Origin of the sequence: Cupriavidus pinatubonensis (assembly GCF_019602855.1) — a bacterium.
In the GTDB taxonomy this organism is placed as follows: domain Bacteria; phylum Pseudomonadota; class Gammaproteobacteria; order Burkholderiales; family Burkholderiaceae; genus Cupriavidus; species Cupriavidus pinatubonensis.
The window spans coordinates 1,492,415-1,510,293 of record NZ_CP080766.1; the positions used below are offsets into that span (position 1 = coordinate 1,492,415).

The 17,879-nt window shown below is 60.6% G+C and carries 13 protein-coding genes; 9 read left to right on the forward strand and 4 right to left on the reverse strand.

All coding sequences use genetic code 11. From position 1 onward, the window contains the following. Positions 1–3 precede the first annotated feature (3 nt). Positions 4–1,095, reverse strand: coding sequence for a GNAT family N-acetyltransferase (locus K2O51_RS06835; RefSeq protein WP_011301486.1), 1,092 nt, complete (start codon positions 1,093–1,095; stop codon positions 4–6). 287 nt (positions 1,096–1,382) lie between these two features. After that, positions 1,383–2,579, reverse strand: coding sequence for a DegT/DnrJ/EryC1/StrS family aminotransferase (locus K2O51_RS06840; protein WP_011301485.1), 1,197 nt, complete (start codon positions 2,577–2,579; stop codon positions 1,383–1,385). A 463-nt stretch (positions 2,580–3,042) separates the two neighbouring features. Here K2O51_RS06840 and K2O51_RS06845 point away from each other — a divergent pair, with 463 nt between their 5' ends. The 5 genes from K2O51_RS06845 (at position 3,043) to K2O51_RS06865 (ending at position 10,843) form a co-directional block, all read left to right on the forward strand. Continuing rightward, positions 3,043–5,037 (forward strand): polysaccharide biosynthesis protein, encoded by a 1,995-nt coding sequence (locus tag K2O51_RS06845; RefSeq protein ID WP_011301484.1) that lies wholly within the window; start codon positions 3,043–3,045, stop codon positions 5,035–5,037. Between the two features lie 247 nt (positions 5,038–5,284). Next, positions 5,285–6,562 carry a Vi polysaccharide biosynthesis UDP-N-acetylglucosamine C-6 dehydrogenase TviB gene (gene tviB / locus K2O51_RS06850; RefSeq protein WP_011301483.1) on the forward strand — a complete coding sequence of 426 codons (1,278 nt, stop codon included), beginning with the start codon at positions 5,285–5,287 and terminating at the stop codon, positions 6,560–6,562. Positions 6,563–6,587: 25 nt separating this feature from the next. Continuing rightward, the gene (locus tag K2O51_RS06855; RefSeq protein ID WP_041680322.1) at positions 6,588–7,676 is read left to right on the forward strand and encodes an NAD-dependent epimerase/dehydratase family protein; all 1,089 of its coding nucleotides are present in this window, start codon (positions 6,588–6,590) and stop codon (positions 7,674–7,676) included. Between the two features lie 30 nt (positions 7,677–7,706). Then, complete coding sequence (gene asnB / locus K2O51_RS06860; RefSeq protein ID WP_220629982.1) at positions 7,707–9,737, forward strand: asparagine synthase (glutamine-hydrolyzing); 2,031 nt, start codon at positions 7,707–7,709, stop codon at positions 9,735–9,737. Beyond that, on the forward strand, positions 9,725–10,843 hold the full coding sequence (locus K2O51_RS06865) for a glycosyltransferase family 4 protein (protein ID WP_011301480.1): 1,119 nt from the start codon (positions 9,725–9,727) through the stop codon (positions 10,841–10,843). The genes asnB and K2O51_RS06865 overlap by 13 nt, the downstream gene beginning before the upstream one ends. 146 nt (positions 10,844–10,989) lie before the next feature. On the opposite strand, the gene K2O51_RS06870 is transcribed toward K2O51_RS06865, so the two are convergent. Then, a complete protein-coding gene (locus K2O51_RS06870; RefSeq protein WP_084791975.1) occupies positions 10,990–12,138 on the reverse strand; it encodes a glycosyltransferase family 4 protein in 1,149 nt (382 codons plus the stop codon). Positions 12,139–12,581: 443 nt separating this feature from the next. Between K2O51_RS06870 and K2O51_RS06875 the strand changes: the two genes are divergently transcribed. From K2O51_RS06875 to K2O51_RS06890, 4 genes are all read left to right on the forward strand, one after another. Further along, positions 12,582–13,661 (forward strand): polysaccharide biosynthesis/export family protein, encoded by a 1,080-nt coding sequence (locus K2O51_RS06875; RefSeq protein WP_041680630.1) that lies wholly within the window; start codon positions 12,582–12,584, stop codon positions 13,659–13,661. 14 nt (positions 13,662–13,675) lie between these two features. Beyond that, positions 13,676–14,164: a low molecular weight protein-tyrosine-phosphatase gene (locus K2O51_RS06880; protein WP_011301477.1), complete on the forward strand. Its 489-nt coding sequence runs from the start codon at positions 13,676–13,678 to the stop codon at positions 14,162–14,164. Continuing rightward, positions 14,139–16,382 (forward strand): polysaccharide biosynthesis tyrosine autokinase, encoded by a 2,244-nt coding sequence (locus K2O51_RS06885; protein WP_011301476.1) that lies wholly within the window; start codon positions 14,139–14,141, stop codon positions 16,380–16,382. Before K2O51_RS06880 ends, K2O51_RS06885 begins: the two co-directional genes overlap by 26 nt. Positions 16,383–16,486: 104 nt before the next feature. After that, complete coding sequence (locus K2O51_RS06890; RefSeq protein WP_011301475.1) at positions 16,487–17,155, forward strand: acetyltransferase; 669 nt, start codon at positions 16,487–16,489, stop codon at positions 17,153–17,155. Positions 17,156–17,199: 44 nt separating this feature from the next. Here the strand turns inward: K2O51_RS06890 and K2O51_RS06895 are convergent, their stop codons facing one another. Beyond that, positions 17,200–17,868 carry a membrane protein gene (locus tag K2O51_RS06895; RefSeq protein WP_011301474.1) on the reverse strand — a complete coding sequence of 223 codons (669 nt, stop codon included), beginning with the start codon at positions 17,866–17,868 and terminating at the stop codon, positions 17,200–17,202. Between the last annotated feature and the right edge of the window lie 11 nt (positions 17,869–17,879).

A 17,879-nucleotide genomic window follows, 5' to 3' on the forward strand; every position in this document is an offset into this window, starting at 1 on the left:
GCCCTATCGCGAGCAAGCCTCGCTCGCGGCGAGGGTTTCTTCGACGCCGTCATCCAGCGCGTCTGCGATGTCGCGTCTATACGCGGGGAAATACCCCTTCAAATCAGACAGCACGGACTCATCGCCATCGCATAGCCGCACATATCGCTCCGGATGGACAACCACTCGCTGAGTCTTGAAAACATGGGTGTCGGGAGAGAATCCCCGCTTGAAATTGAACAGAGAGTCCGCGGACGACCCGCCGACCCCGCCACCCAGGTGTAGGCGCTTGAGGCCTCGATCCCGCCCCCAATTGCGTGCCGCTTGCGCAATAACTTTGCTGGGGTACCGGTGCTGGTATCGCTGGTCTGTCCCAACGAGATGGTATTGGATGATTCCGGCTTCCCACGCCACCGAAAACAGCGTGGCTCCGATGATTTCCCCAGCCTCTTTCGCCACGAAGAGTCTCAGGTTTGCGCCTGCCTCTGCAACCAGCGCGTGGTAGTAGCGTTCGTCAAAGAAGTAGCTTGGCTCAGCGCCCAAGCGGCGCATCGTTTCATTGTAGAGGCGGATAAACGTCGGCAGTGCAACAAAATCTCTATCGATATGGACCGTCACGCCAGCCTTGACAGCCTTGACGATGTTTCGGCGATGATTGATGCGCGTCTCACGCCAGTGTTCTTCCTCGGTCTTGGTCAAGTCTATGGACACAGTCATGCCTTGCTCAACGATCTCCCCGACAGAACTCTGCCAGTCGGCATTCAGCAATGGATGCAATCGAATGAACCACGAGATGCAACCCGTCTTACGCAAGCGGCCGACGATTGCGCGCAAGGCTTCGTCGATGAAATCGCTGGAGGTAGCTTCGCTGAAGATCGGACCGCCATATCCGTACGGCGACACCGCGTCCCACCCTTCGGCGTCTACCTGCCTGCGAATGATCGGCACAAGCAGTTCGCTCTGGCCGTCGGTAGCGTAGACAGCGCGGGCCTTGCCCCCGTCGCTGAACTCGGAGGCTCGCATCCAACCGGGCAAATGGTAGCAATCGTGCGCGCACCGCTTGAGCAGAGCCGCCCATTCTGAAGCCGAGGTGTCCAGGAAACCGACTCGTACCATCTTCTCCCCCCGATAAGCGGCATGATGCGCTCACACGGTGAGCGGGTGCGAACGCTTCCACGCATCGGCGCACCGGCTGTAGCAGCCAGTGCCCACTGGGGGACGTCGCACTGAAGGATCGACTCCAGTCTCACGATAGCAGACCGACCTCGCCCTTCCCATCATGGCTTCACCTGATTCTTATTGCAGACATTAATCTACGGACCGCCGCAGGACGCGGAATGGCAGTCCGCTATCGCGGTCGCGACCCAACGATGCATGCAACGCAGATCGCGGCGCCCATCACATCACCCGTCCACCGGCGCACCGCAGGCCACTGCCTGCGATGCTACCCGCGAGGCGACTTCTGCGGTCTTGCGCATCTGCGCTTCCGTCAGCGTGGGATGCACCAGGAACATGAGGCTGGTTTCGCCAAGCGCCCGGGCAGCAGGCAGCCTGTGCCGAGGTCTCAATCCGGTACTCTCGAACGCCTTCTCGAGATAGACCTCCGAGCAACTCCCGGCATAGCACGGAACGCCCTGTGCATGGATTTCCGCAATCATCCGATCCCTTGTCCACCCATCGCGTAATGCTTCGGGACGCACGAAGGCGTAGAACTTGTACCAGGCGTGCTGCATATGGGAGGGATGCTCGGGCAGCCTCAATGCCGAACATGACTTCAAAGCCTCCGTCAGCATCGCTGCGTTATCCGTGCGTCGCGCATGCCATTGCGGCATCCGGCCAAGCTGAATACGGCCGATCGCCGCCTGAATTTCCATCATGCGCCAGTTCGTGCCGAACGAGTCGTGGACCCAGCGGAACCCGGGCGGGTGATCGCGCTCGTAGACGGCCTCCCAGCTCTTGCCATGATCCTTGAATGACCACATGCGCGACCACAATTCCCTGTCGTTCGTCGTCACCATGCCACCTTCACCGCCCGTGGTCATGATCTTGTCTTGACAGAAGGACCATGCGCCGATGTCACCGATCGTGCCCACCGATTGCCCCTTGTATCGGGCGCCGTGGGCCTGAGCGCAATCCTCGACCACCTTCAGCCCATGCGCTCGGGCCAGCGCCATGATTTCATCCATCTCGCAGGGCAATCCCGCCAGATGCACACACAGGATGGCTTTGGTACGTGTGGTAATTGCCGGCGCGATCGTTGCTGCGCAAATGTTCCCGCTGTCTTCATCCACATCGGCAAACACCGGAGTCGCGCCAGCATTGACCACGCACGATATGCTGGCGATGAAAGTCCGTGGCGTCACGATGACTTCATCGCCCAAGCCGATGTCAAGGGCCTTGAGCGCAAGGTCCAGCGCCAACGTGCCATTGGCCAGGGCAATTGCATACCTTGCGCCCGACCAGGCCGCAAACTCGGATTCAAACTGACGACACTCTGTCCCGGTCCAGTAATTCACGCGATTGGACAAGAGCACCTGGCCAACCGCTTCAGCTTCTTCGGCAGTGAAACTCGGCCAGGGTGAAAATTGCGTGTCCAGCATAGGATCCTCTCCATCGTTCCTATCAACGCAGCGTCTACCTGCTCCGCAGTGAGGCTTCTTCGTCTGTGACAAGGCTTCCGGCAGCCACAGCACTTCAGTTTCTTATCTAATCAGAGTTGGACGGCTCCATGAAGCTAGCCAAGTGAATTAGAACGCCCGGCTGATGCCAGCGATGCTGGGAAAGTAACGATTCCGATTCTGCGCCTCATCGGTGGCACGCTGCGTTCGGCAGCGAACACAGAGCCGCTTCTGGTGACAGGCAACGCATGAATAATGTCCCTAACGAAGGCAGATCCAGGCGGACTGCTTCCGCAACGTTCCTGTACTCGCCTTGACGCCACCGATGAGTCAGCTGTCGCGCTCTGCAAGACGGCGACTGGACTTCGGGGGCACTTTGGAACCCGAAAGCGAGCGGTTCGACTGAAAGCCCCGCTCAAGGTCCAGTAGAAAAGAGCTCCCGAAAATGAGGATCTACCCTCCCGTCTGGCTAACGTCCCTTCCTCGTCGTCAAAAGATTGCGCTGATGGTCTGCGCGGACCTGATTGCCCTTCCCGTGTGCTTTTCGCTGGCGCTGTTCCTGCGTGCCGGCAATACAGAACTACTCCACCAGTACGGGTTCTTGCCTTCACTGATCATCTCGGCCTGCACAATTCCGGTGTTCTCATACAGCGGACTGTATCGAATGGTCGTTCGATACTTCGACCTCAGGGTCCTGTGGGTCTCCGGTGCAAGCCTGGCTTGTCTGGTTGCCCTGACTTACGCGCTATCTTATCTCGTGACTATCGGCCACCTTCCCAGGACCGGCCTCCTCATCTACTGGTTCATCGCGTTCTCATACGTCGTCATCTCGCGCTTCCTGGCGCGGGCCGTCATCACGCGCGCGCAACAGCGCAAACAGACAGGCGACCGCGATGTCCTGCGGGTTGCCATCTTCGGTGCTGGTGAAGCAGGGGCGCAACTAGCCACCGCCATGCGCGCAAGCTCGGGCCACCGACCTGTCTGCTTCTTCGATGACGACATCTCACTCGACAAGAAGATCTTCTCCGACCTCCCTGTGTACTTCAGCGACAACATGAAGGACCAGATCAACCAGTTGGGCATCAACGAGGTCGTGCTCGCAGTTCCCTCTCTCTCCATCAAGCGTCGCAAGCAAATCGTTGACAAGCTGCACCGGTACGCAGTCAGTGTTCGAACGCTCCCGACACTGCTTGAGCTTGTCGACCGCAAGATCACCATGCAGTCGGTGCGAGACATCAAGATCGAGGATTTGCTGGGCAGGGATATCGTGCCGCCGCGAGAAGAGTTGTTTGCAAGATGCACCCACAGAAAAGTCGTGATGGTTACGGGCGCAGGAGGTTCCATCGGCAGTGAATTGTGCCGGCAGATCGCCAGCCGCCAACCCAGCAAGCTCATACTGTTCGATCATTCCGAATTCGCGCTATACGTCATAGAGCAGGAGCTGCGGCGCACGTTTCCCGAGTTGCAGATCGTCGCGCGCATCGGCTCTGTCTGCGACGTCGAAGCCGTGGCGGCCGCCATGCGGGGTCAAAGGATCGATTCGATCTATCACGCCGCGGCCTACAAGCATGTACCGATGGTTGAGGCCAACATGCCAGAGGGCATACGCAACAATGTCCTTGGGTCCGCAACGATCGCCAACATGGCCGATCATTTCGGCGTAAAGACGTGCGTCTTGATTTCCACGGACAAGGCGGTACGTCCAACCAACATCATGGGTGCCAGCAAGCGCATTGCAGAGTTGGCGTTTCAGGCTGCCGCGTCACGGCCGAATACGAGCACCACGTTTTCGATGGTTCGCTTCGGCAACGTACTGGGCTCGTCCGGCTCGGTTGTTCCACTGTTCCGCAAGCAGATCCGCGCCGGCGGCCCGGTGACCATCACGCACCCGGACGTCATCCGCTTCTTCATGCTGATTCCCGAAGCGGCACAGCTGGTCATCCAGGCCGGCGCCATGGCCCAGGGCGGAGAGGTCTTTGTCCTCGACATGGGCAAGCCGGTCAGGATTACGGATCTTGCCCGCACCATGATCGAGATGTCCGGGCTTGTCGAGAAGACACGCAAGAATCCCGCTGGCGATATCGAAATCAAATTCGTCGGCTTGCGCCCCGGCGAGAAGCTCTACGAGGAGTTGCTGATCGGTGGGGAAGTGACGCCAAGCGAGCACGAACGCATCATGTGTTCGCACGAGCCCTTCCTGGAAGAATCGGAGTATCGCGAGAAGCTTGGCAAGCTGTTGGCAGCCTGTGAATCCCGTGATGATCTCGCGATCCAGCTGGCGGTGCAAAACCTGGTGCCCGAATACGCTCCCTACAGCTCGCTGGACACGCCGCGTGACAGTACAGCGGTTGCGGACGAGTCCCGGCAACCGACGCCATTGCCAGTGCTCAATCTGAAGCCCGCGCAAGCCGGGATCTCCGGAATCTCTGGCGGCTCCTGACGACAGTTACGAGTACCAGTCCCGCTTGCCGCGTGCACCACGCGGCCAAGGACACCGTTCCGCTGGCGGCAGCCGGACCTGGACCTGGCACACCGCACTCACGCGAAGCCCAGCCGCAATCAAGCGCTCCGCGTTTGTACGCCAAGACACGAAGCCCTGCGCACAGGGCGCCGCATGCCCACGATAATTCTTTAAAAGTCCCACATCCATGCCGCCGCCAGGCCCACTCACCACGGAGATTTTGGTCATGGACCTCAGCAACGCAAAGATCGCCATCATCGGACTGGGCTATGTCGGCCTGCCGCTTGCAGTGGAGTTCGGCAAGCAACGCCAAGTCGTAGGCTTCGACATCAATGCCGTACGCATTGACGAATTGCGCAGCGGACAGGACTCGACGCTCGAGGTAAGCCATGATGACCTGCGCGGCGCACGCTCCCTGAAGTTCTCCTGCGATCCGGCGGATCTGAAAGACTGCCAGGTATTTATTGTCACGGTGCCAACCCCGGTGGACCGGGCGAAGCGCCCGGACCTCACGCCGCTGATTCGCGCCAGTGAGACGGTGGGCCGGGTCATGGGACAGGACGCTGTGGTCATCTATGAGTCGACGGTGTATCCCGGCGCTACAGAAGAAGTCTGTGTACCGCTTCTCGAACAGCACAGCGGCTTGAAGTTCAATGTGGATTTCTATTGCGGTTACAGTCCCGAACGTATCAATCCGGGAGACAAGGAACACCGGCTGCCGGACATCCGCAAGGTCACCAGTGGCAGCACGCCCGAGGTCAGCGTGGCTATCGACGAGCTGTACCGCAGAATCATTGTGGCAGGTACGCATCGCGCCAGCAGCATTCGTGTAGCGGAGGCCGCAAAGGTTATCGAGAATACCCAGCGCGACGTAAATATCGCGCTGATGAATGAACTCAGCCTGCTTTTCCACAGGCTGGGCATTGACACGCTGGAGGTGTTGAAGGCAGCGGGCACGAAATGGAACTTCCTGCCTTTCCGGCCGGGGCTGGTGGGAGGACATTGCATAGGTGTAGATCCCTACTATCTCACCCATAAGGCGCAGGAAGTGGGCTATCACCCGCAGGTCATCCTGGCGGGCCGTCGTATCAACGACCGAATGGCCATCCATGTCGCGGATGAGCTGGTGAAACTGATGCTGCGCCGGGGCATTTCCGTGCTGGGCAGCCGCATTCTCATGCTTGGTCTCACATTCAAGGAAAACTGCCCCGACGTTCGAAATACGAAGGCAGTCGATATCGTGACCACACTGCGCGGCTACAACGCCTCGATTGACGTCTACGACCCCTGGATCGATGTGGAGGAAGCCGAAGCGGAGTATGGGCTCGCATGCCTGCGTGAACTTCCGCGCCATGATCAATACGACGCCATCGTACTGGCCGTGCCCCATCATCAGTTCGTCACGATGGGGGTGCGGGCGATCAGGGCCTTTGGCAAATCGCACGCCGTGCTGTTCGACGTAAAGGGCATCTTGCCGAGGAGCGATGTCGACGCCCGCCTCTAGAAGCGCACCGCCACGAAGAGCTCACATGGAATCCATCACCTACGCGAATCTGAGGACCAGTCTGGTTGCCAATCCGTGCACGTGGCTGGTCACAGGAGTGGCCGGATTCATCGGCAGCAATTTGCTGGAGGCCTTGCTGCGCCTGAACCAGCGCGTGGTCGGCCTGGACAACTTCTTGACCGGCCACCGCCGCAACCTGCATGAAGTGCAGGCGCTGGTATCTCCCGCGCAGTGGGAGAACTTTCAATTCATCGAAGGCGACATCCGGGACCTTGAACAGTGCCGGAGCGCCATGCGCTTTTGCTCCGGGGAGCGCGAAGGAACGCACGGCGCGAGCAGCCATCCGGTCGATTTCGTGCTGCACCAGGCCGCGCTGGGCTCCGTGCCACGCAGCCTGGAGGACCCCATCGCGACCCACAGCGTCAACATCAGTGGCTTCCTGAATATGCTGGTCGCTGCGCGCGACGCCGAGGTACGCGCTTTCGTTTACGCGGCGAGCAGCAGCACCTACGGCGATCACCCCGGCCTGCCCAAGACCGAAGACAGGATCGGCAAGCCATTGAGCCCCTACGCGGTCACGAAATACGCGAACGAGTTGTATGCCGACGTCTTCAGGCGCTGCTACAGTTTGCGTGCCATCGGACTACGCTACTTCAATGTATTCGGTCCACGCCAGGATCCGAACGGGGCATACGCAGCCGTGATTCCGCGGTGGATTTCCGCGTTGCTGCGGCGCGAGACCGTCTACATCAATGGCGACGGCGAAACGAGCCGCGACTTCTGTTACGTGGCGAATGCTGTGCAGGCCAACCTGCTTGCCGCTCTCAGCTGCAGCGGAGACGCGGAAAGCCAGATCTACAACGTCGCCGTCGGTGACCGCACCACGCTGAGTACCCTGTTCCAGCTTCTGCGCGACGGGCTTCGTCCTTATGGCATCCCCGCGGACACGCAGCCGACCTATCGGGCCTTCCGTGCGGGCGACGTGCGCCACAGCCAGGCTGATATCGGCAAGGCACAACGGTTGCTCGGATATCAGCCCACCCACCGCATCGGTGACGGGCTGGCCGAGGCAATGCACTGGTATGTGCAGTTGCACCGGACGCAGGACGCCTGAGCAGCACCGAAGACAAAACGGAAGAGCGCGATGTGTGGATTTGCAGGATTTCTTGGCGGTATACCGGGTTCCCTGGAAGATCGTGCGATCTTGCTGACCCGTATGGGACAGCGGATCCTTCACCGGGGTCCGGACCATGGCGACCTTTGGTGCGAGCCCGGCGCGCCTTTCGGCTTTGCGCACCGGCGCCTCGCAATTGTCGATCTGTCCCCGGCCGGTCGACAGCCGATGATTTCGGCGAGCGGCCGCTACGTCATTGTGTTCAATGGCGAAATTTACAACCATCCCGAAATACGCGCCGAACTCGAAAGCGCAGGGGCCGCGCCGCGTTGGCGAGGGCACTCCGACACCGAAACGCTGCTTGCCGGCATCGACGCATGGGGAGCCGATGCCACGGTTCGGCGAACCATCGGGATGTTTGCCTTTGCCGTGTGGGACCGGCAAACGCATTCCCTGACGCTGGCGCGTGACCGGCTGGGCGAGAAGCCGCTCTACTATGGCTGGCAGGGCTCAGGCCAGGCGCGTGCCTTTCTATTCGGATCAGAGCTCAAGGCACTGCGCCCTCACCCGGCATTCGACGGCAGCATCGACCGCAACGCCCTCACCTTGTACATGCGCTACAACAATGTCGGTGGCGGGCATTCGATCTACCAAGGCATCGCCAAGCTTCCACCTGCGCACTTGCTGACCGTGTCGATGCTGGCGCGCGAGCCTGTTTTGCGTGCCTACTGGTCGGGGTCCGCGGCAGCGCTGCAAGGTAAGCAGGACCCTTTCACGGGCGGTCCCCAAGAAGCCGTCGACAGCCTCGATGCGCTGTTGCGAGATGCTGTCGCCCGCCAGATGATGGCTGACGTGCCGCTGGGCGCATTTCTCTCCGGTGGTATCGATTCGTCGACCGTGGTCGCACTGATGCAGTCCCAGTCCACACAGCCGATCCGCACGTTCTCGATCGGCTTCCACGACGCCGGCTACAACGAGGCCGCACACGCCAAGGCCGTCGCCCGCCACCTCGGCACCAGCCACACCGAGCTGTATGTGTCCCCCGAGCATGCCATGGCGGTGATTCCGCGATTGCCGGAGATCTACGACGAGCCATTCTCCGACTCTTCGCAAATCCCCACGCTGCTTGTTAGCGGACTGGCCAGGCAGCACGTGACGGTGTCCCTCTCCGGCGACGCGGGAGACGAGTTGTTCGGTGGATATAACCGCTACCAGATCACGGCAGAGCTTTGGGGCCGGCTTGCCCGCATCCCCGGTCCGGTGCGCGCCGCGGCGGCCTGGGGGCTGACCCGTCTTTCTCCGCACCAGATCAATCGCGTCGCAGCGCTGCTGCCAATGGCATCGCGCTGGTCCCATGTGGGGGAGAAGGTCCACAAGGGCGCGGGCGTCATGGCCGCGCACACCGTGGATGAACTCTATCGCGGCATGGTCTCCCAGTGGCAATGTCCGGATGCAATCGTCATGGGCGGGGCGGAGCCGGCAACCTTGCCTGAGCCCGTTGCAAGGGCGCTGGCGATGCTCGGCGACGTGGAACGCATGATGGCGGCCGATCTGCTGACCTACCTGCCCGACGACATCCTCACGAAGGTCGACCGCGCGGCCATGGCGCGAAGCCTTGAAACTCGCATCCCCTTCCTCGATCACCGCGTGGTGGAGTTCGCCTGGCGGCTGCCGCTGGCCTACAAGATCCGGCAGGAGGACGCCGGGCACACGACCAAATGGGTACTCAGGCGCGTGCTTGACCGCTATGTGCCACGCGAGCTGATCGAGCGGCCGAAGATGGGATTTGGCGTCCCGATCGACGCATGGCTGCGTGGTCCGCTGCGCGACTGGGCCGACGATCTTCTGAGCGAGGAGCGCCTGCGTCGCGAGGGCTTCCTGAATCCGCAACCCATACGCCAGCGTTGGACTGAGCATCTGTCCGGGCGGCGCAACTGGCAGCATCCCCTATGGTGTGTGCTCATGTTCCAGGCCTGGCTAGGGCACGAGACAACAGAGCGGACCGCACCGCCGCTGACTGATATCCCGACATCCGATAGGAGGCTGGCATGCGCTTTCTGATGATCGCGAGCTACGCGGAGTCGCTGATCGCGTTTCGCGGGCCGCTGATGGAAGCATTGCAGGATAGCGGACTTGAAATGCATGTCGCGGCGCCGGGGCTACTGGAAGGACATCCCGTGCGCGTCGCGCTGGAGGCACGCGGCGTAGTCGTGCACCATTTCCCGCTCGACCGTACCGGAAAGAACCCGCTCGCCGACTTTCGCACGCTCTTCGCGCTGTATCGGCTGATGCGCGGCATCCGGCCAGACTGCATGATGAGCTATACGATCAAGCCCGTGATCTACGGCATGCTGGCCGGATGGCTTGCGCGCGTGCCGCGCCGCTTCGCGCTAATCACAGGGCTGGGCTACACCTTCCGCGATGAAGAGGGCAGGAACAGCCTGCGCGCCGTGGTCCTGCGGCTGTACACGCTGGCGCTCAGGCAGGCCCATATCACCTTCTTCCAGAATCCCGACGACGAGGCATTGTTCCGACGGTCGGGAATACTGGCCCGCCACAAGCGGTCCTGTATCGTCAATGGCTCCGGCGTCGATATCGCCAGCTTCCAGGTGGCTCCGTTGCCCGACGACGGACCCCGCTTCCTGCTGGTCGCCCGGCTGCTCGGCGACAAGGGCGTACGAGAATATGCAGAAGCTGCCAGGCGAATCCGGGCACGCCGCTCGGGGGCTCGCTTCGGCCTGGTTGGCTGGATCGATACCAGCCCCGACGCGATCGCCCAGCATGAACTGGACGCGTGGGTGGCGGACGGGACCGTCGATTTCCTTGGGCGGCTGTCTGATGTACGTCCCGCGATTGCCGGCTGCAACGTGTTCGTCCTGCCATCCTATGGCGAAGGCACACCGCGCGCCGTGCTGGAAGCCATGGCGATGGGGCGTCCCATTATCACGACAGACGCGCCGGGTTGCCGCGAGACGGTCGTCGATGGCGACAATGGACTGCTGGTGCCGGTCAAGTCCGCCAGCGCGTTGGAAAACGCGATGATGCGTCTCATTGAGGACTGGGAACAGGTGGAGCGCATGGGCCAGCGGTCACGGCAGATCGCAGAGCACAAGTACGACGTTCACAAGATCAACGCGGCAATGCTGCGTGAGATGGGATTCGGCTGAGCGCAGACGGCGTCGCGGGTTAAGGCGTTTGGCTTGACCCGTGTGCCCTCAGTTCATGAAATGATGAAGGCGCGGCGCTTCAATGCGCCCCTCCGCCGGAGTCATCGCTGGATCACAGGGACCGAATAACGCGATATATGAGAACATCATCTTCCCGATGTTGCGGCCTGCGAGAACATGTTCGCAATTTTCGGGATTACCGTCTGCACGCAATATAGGCTTTCGACGAGTCCACGTCCCGCAGTGCCCATGGTGCGCCGAAGGTCTCCGTTATCCAGCAACTGCGATAGCTTCGAAATCCACTCATCTTCGTCTCGTGCAAGAAAACCATTGACGTTGTCCCGCACGATCTCGTTGTTGACACCGACCGGAGACGCGATCACCGGCAGCCCGCATGCCATGTACTGGATCAGCTTGTACCCGCACTTTCCCCGTTCCCACGGGGAATCAAGGAGAGGCATGATTCCTACATCACACTCCGCGATACATTGCGCCTCTGTATCTTCCGTCCACGGCAGGCATTCCACGCGCACACCGGGGATCGTGACGCTGCCGCCTATGACGCGAAGCATGAATTCATGGCGTGCGCTCAGCGAAGCCAACGCCGCTCCCAGCGTAGACAAATATCCTACCGTAGAGGGGGAACCGATCCAGACAATGCGCAATGGTGCAGCCGGATCCTCGCTTAACCGACGGTGGACACCGTAGCGATTCAGGTCAACGACAGTCGGAACGGTCTCGACCCAGCTCGCGCCTGCGCGCCTTGCGCGCTCCGCGAGATATTCGTTTCCGGCTGTGACCAAGCGCGCTCCGGCCATCAATGCATCCAGGCGACGACCGAACCAAAATCGAACAAGCGCCGAATGATGAAGATCGTAAACATGGAATTGCGCGTCATCGTAGTCGAGAACGTAAGGCACGCCCTTTAGCAGTCCGCGCTCAAGCCAGGCCGGCAACCACGGCAGCGCTTCCTTTTCGATCCAGATGAGATCAAAGTCCCGTCGCCGGACCAGCGCAAGCACGCGCCGTGCGTAAGCATGGAAAAGTGGCGCCAACCCGTAGCCCCCTCCGGTATAGCGCTGACCTAGCAACGCGTCGGAAAGCAGTGGCTGCACGGTCAGCGACAAGCCGGCTTGCTCCAGCCAGGGGCGAAACTGCAGGCCTCGCAGACGCGAAGATGCACCAAGCCGCCCGTACTTCGACAAAACCAGAACCCGGACCGTGCTGGCTTCCACTTCCAATTGAGCCGAGAAGTCCCGATTCCCGAGATTGGCTGCAAAAGTGCTGTATTTCATAGACAGGGCATGGTGCGTGGCGTGAGTCCTTTGGCTCGGCCTGTAGTTCGACCTGAGGCTCTTGTTCTCCGCAGGTTACCGTTCGAAGCCGCCGTCCTTCAATACCGGTGGGTGGGTTGCCGAACGCATCGGTCCTTCTTGATGCATTCCTTCGGTCCATGGTGAAAGTGGATGAATTGATGCTTGGCTGCAACAGCCATCGCACCAGCGCAAGCCTGCTGCCACAGGGTCGGTCGCGCTCGGACAGTGTGCGAGAACGCACCGAAGCATGGTCGAAGCCTTCCTACGATGCAAAGGCGGGCATGCACTGGGCGCGATGCCCGGCCGTACTCAAGAAGGAGACTGCTATGAGACCGATCCCTGAAGGAAAGGAATCAGGCGGGCTGGGCCTGGTGAGGCACTGCCATGCCACCGCGTCGAAGTTAGCCGCGATTGTCGTGGTCATGTTGTTGGGTGCATGCGCGGCGTCACCCGGCATGTACTTTGATTCCAAGGCGAAAGTTTCAGCGATCGGGCCCGACGCCGTGCCGAACGTGACTCCGATCACGCTGGATTTGGTGCGCGAACTGAAGACCAAGCCAAAGGTGGTGAATGAAAACGTGGAGCAATTGTTCGCAAAGCCCGAGCCCTATCGGATCGGCGCTGGCGACATCCTTTCGGTGGTGGTGTGGGACCACCCCGAAATGGTCTTTCCTACGCAAACGTACAGCATTGCCGCAGCGTTCGAGGTCCCGCAATCCAGCGGTGGGTCCAATATGCCTGGGTACGTTGTCAGCGCACAAGGTGACATCCAGTTTCCCTACGCTGGCGTGATGCATGTGGCAGGCCTGACAGCAGGTGAAGTCAGAGACCGTATGGCTCGCGTTCTCTCGCGCGTAGTGAGGGATCCCCAGATGACCGTCCGGGTGCTGGGATTTCGCAGCCAGCGTGTGTATGTCGACGGCGAGGTAAAGACTCCCGGCATGCAGGCTATCGACGATGCGCCCATGACACTGGTCGAGGCACTCAACCGCGCCGGGGGCGTACTGAACCAAACCGGTGATAACAGCCGTGTGCGTGTTACCCGCGGGGAGCAAAGCTGGTTTGTCAACATCCCGGCACTGCTGGCCAAGGGCGTTGATCCCGCGCACATCCTCCTTCGGTCCGGCGACATTGTTCGCGTAGAACAACGGGAAGACAACAAGATCTTCGTCACCGGGGAAGTGGTGCGCCCTACCTCGCTGCTGATGCGAAATGGCCGTATGACCCTGAACGAGGCATTGGGGGACGCTGGCGGTGTCAACCCCGGCTCTGCCAACGCTGAGCAGATTTTTGTGATCCGCAAGATGGCCGACGGGGAACCAAAGGTGTACCACCTTGACGGAAACTCGCCGGTTGCGCTTGCTATCGCCGAAGGCTTTGAGCTCGAGCCCAAGGATGTCGTCTATGTCGACGCGCGTGACCTTGTGCGGTGGAGCCGGGTGATCAATCTGCTTCTTCCCATCACGCAGCCAGTGGTCGGCGCAGCCAGCGTTGTCAAATAGCCAAGTGCATCGCCATGATCCGGTCAATCCTTATCATCTGCACCGGCAATGTCTGTCGTAGCCCCATGGCCGCATGCCTGTTCAGGCGCGCCCTGCCCGACTGCAACGTCGCTTCCGCGGGACTCGCCCCGCCGGTCGGAGCCAAAGCTGACCCTCGTGCGGTCAGGCTTCTCGCGAGTGAGGGGTGCGACCTGGGCACCCACCGCGCACGTGCCGTCGATGCAACCATGGTGGACACCGCCGACCTGATTCTAGTGATGGATGCCGAGCAGCGCCGGAAGCTGGAGTTGCTCTTCCCGCACGCCCAGGGAAAGACATATCGAATCTGCGAGTTTGTGTACGCGGACGTACCGGATCCGTACGGCTGTTCCGCCAGCATGTTCAGTATCGTGCTCGAGTTGATCAAGCACGGTATCGAGACATGGCTAACGCAATTAGAGGCGGATTCGACTGCCGCTAAACCGATGGAGATCCACCATGAGAACGGTCGATATGCACGATGAAGCGTCCGGCGGCCGGGACATCAACGGCACATCGATGGACGTTACAGCTTATCTTGACGTCCTGGTGCGCTTTCGCTGGACGTTCCTGATTACGGTGGCTCTGGTGGTAAGTGTCGGGGTTCTCTACGCGTTTCTTGCGCGCCCGATCTACCACAGCGACGTGATGGTTCAGGTGGAAGAGTCGAATGGCAACGCCAACACCAATAACGGCAAGCTCAATGCCGGGATTTCGCCAATGCTGGACCTGAAGCCCACGGCCAGTGCTGAAGTCGAGCTGTTGCGTTCCCGTATGGTCGTTGGCAAAGCGGTCGACGTCCTGCAGCTTTACATCGAGGCGAAACCTCGCTACTTCCCGTTGGTGGGCAACGTCATTGCCCGCTTCAATCCCGAACTGTCGACGCCGGGCCTGTTCGGCTGGGGTGGCTTTGCCTGGGGCAATGAATCGATCACCGTCCGGCAACTGGACGTGCCGGCAAACATGGAGGGCCGCAAGATCTTGCTGACCGCCCTGGGAGACCACCAGTACCGGGTCAGCTTTTCCAGCGACAACGCAACCGCAACGGGCACAGTGGGAGAGCCACTGTCGATTTCCACTGCCGCGGGCCCTGTGACGCTTCTTGTCAGCGGACTGGACAGCAAGGCAGGTGGGGCCTTCACGCTGCGGCGGCTCTCGCGCAGCGATGCGATTGCGCAACTGCAGGTGCGGCTGACCATTGCCGAACGAGGAAAGCAAAGCGGGGTCATCGGGATCTCCCTCGAAGGCGAGTCCCCGGATACGATCGCCGAGATCCTGAATGAAATTGGCAGCGCCTACGTTGATCAGAACGTTCGACGCAAGGCAGCGGAAGCCGAGAAATCCTTGGCATTCCTGGAACAGCAGTTGCCGGAACTCCGGCAACAGGTGGAGACCGCGGAGACACGGTACAACGCCATGCGCAACCAGCGCGGGACCGTGGACCTGAATGAAGAATCCAAGCTACTCCTGGCGCAACAGGTGCAAATCCATACGAAACTGCAGGAGCTCAGGCAACGACGGCAGGACCTGGCATCGCGCTTCACGCCAGGCCACCCTGCAATTGGCCTGATCGACAGCCAGATAGCCGGCCTGACCGGCGACCTCAATAGCCTTTCCGGTCGCATCCAAAAGCTTCCGGACGATGAACAGAAAGTGCTGCGCCTGATGCGCGATGTCAAAGTCAAAACGGAAATGCTGCAATCCATGCTCAATGATGTCCAGCAGTTGCGGCTGATGAAGGCCAGCAAGGTCGGGACCGCTCGCCTGGTCGACCCTGCGGAGGTCCCGGTAAAGCCTGTGCGGCCCAATCGCAAGATGATCAGCATTCTTTCGGTCGTAGCTGGTCTGATAGCCGGACTCTCGCTGGTCATCTTGCGTCAGCTGCTGAATGGTGGCGTGGCCGATGCGGAAGAAATCGAAGAGAAGACCGGGATGATTGTGTACTCCACTATCCCGTTTAGCGAACAGCAGTCGCGGCTCGATCCCGCCGATAGTAATCCCCCGGGACTGCTCGCCAGCGAGCACCCCGATGACCCTGTCACCGAAAGTCTGCGCAGCTTCCGGACCGCACTGCAGTTCGCCATCACTGGCAAGAACAACAAGGTGGTGGTCTTTGTCGGGCCGGCGCCGGGGGTGGGGAAGTCGTTCGTCTGTTCGAACTTCGCCGCCATTGCGGCCTCCGGGCATCGTGTATTGCTTATTGACGCAGATCTGCGCCGCGGGGAACTGCATCGCCGCTTCAACGACAAGCGCAGCCCCGGCCTGAGCGAACTGCTGATGGGTGCGCCGCTGGATCGCGTGATTCGGCGCCAGGTGGCACCCGGACTCGACTTCATCCCTACGGGTACCGAACCACCGCGTGCAGCCGACCTGCTGTCAGGTCCAGGCATGGACCCGCTACTGGAGGAACTCAAGTCACGCTATGACCTGATCTTGATCGATACGCCGCCTGTACTGGCGGCCTCCGACGCCGGTATCCTGGCCAGCAAGGCAGGTGCTGTGTTCATGGTCGTCCGCGCGGAAAGCACCACGATCAGCGAGCTGATCGCATCGCGACGGGAGATCCAGCAAGCAGGCGCAGAGATAAAGGGCGTCATCTTCAATGGACTGATCGTCGAAGGACGCTGGTACCGGGCACACTACTACTTTGGCAAGTATCGTTACCCTGGCGAATATGGAAGCGTGAATTCAAAGCGCGCGTGATGCGGTCGTCGTGTGCCTGGTGGAATAGGCAGAACGAAGATTTTGTATAGGTCCCCCGCCGGAGCCCTCCCAGGGCCCCGGTGACTGACGAAGGCGAGGTCGCCATGCCACTCATCACTGCAACCTCAGTGGCCTCCATTGTGATAGCCGGGGCCGGCGGCCTGGGCCTGGAGCTCTTTGATTACCTGGACAGGGAAGCCCTGGATGGCGGACCGCCGGTGGTCGGCTTTATTGACGACACGCCTGGCAAGGTGCCGGATGGCGTGAACCGGCCCAACCTCGGCCCGATCCGGCAGTTCGTTGCCGCGCCACAGCAAGGCGTCATGGTCGCAATTGGTTCACCCGCAGCACGTCAAGACGTATTCCGCTGGCTATTGCAACAACGCGTCATGATGCCGTCATATGTCCATGCCACGGCTTTGGTTTCAACATCTTCCCGTCTGGGCATGGCCGCGTTGATCTTCCCGTTTACCGTCGTGAGCCGCGATGCGACGGTGGAGGACGGCGTGGTAGCCAACGCGTTCTGCGGAATCGGGCATGGGGCTTCTGTCGGTCCCTGCTCGGTGCTTTCCCCTCATGTCGTGCTGAATGGCAATTCCTCCGTCGGACCCGGCTGCTTCTTGGGTACCCGCGCGACCCTGTATCCCGGCGTCAAGATCGGCGCCGAATGCACGGTGGACTCTCACACGGGCGTGTCATCCAACGTCAAGGACCGGCAGTTCGTCACGTCGGGGGCTTACCAGATTGCATCACGCCGTCTTCGGGACGAATAGGACTGCCACCTGTCCCGCGATACTGGCATCTGCGTCAGGCGCTGCTAGGAACGTAGACGCCACTGGACACTAATGGTGACGACGGTTGCACCGGAGATCGGATCAATACCGATCCTGCGCGAATACCGCTCGGTGACGCCAAGCCAGTCCAATCCCCGCGACCACAGTTGAATGCGGATCGGGTAAAACGATACGGGGACCAGCACGACCAGAAGCAGGCCCAGCACAAGGCTATTCAGTGCGGGCGCCCGCACAGCCGCAACCTTCCTGCGGGAAGGACGCAGATTTGCCCATGTCACAATGAATCCGACTCCCATGCCAATCAGCGTTTCTGCCACCGTGTGATAGTGGCCCGCAATCAGTGCAAGGGCTGCGAGCACCGCCACGCCAATGCCGATCCTCGTTCCAGTGCGAGCCGCTCTTTCGCCCCAGATAGATCCAAGTACTGTCAACAACACGGGATAAACGCAGGCGGTCAGCATGGCGTGTCCGCTGATGCTGTAAAGGTTGGCAGCAGGGACGGACCATCCGCCGAACTCAAAAGCCAGCTTTCCTGCGACGATCACGGCCGAGCCGGCGCAGAGCGTGAAGAGCCAATAGAAAGCCTGCTTCCACAAACCTTGGTATGCAAGACGAACTGCAACAAGAGCCGCGAGTGGAAACAGGAATGAGGCCTCGCCAAACCGCGCGACAAGAAACCAGGGAATATGCACTATTGCTCCAG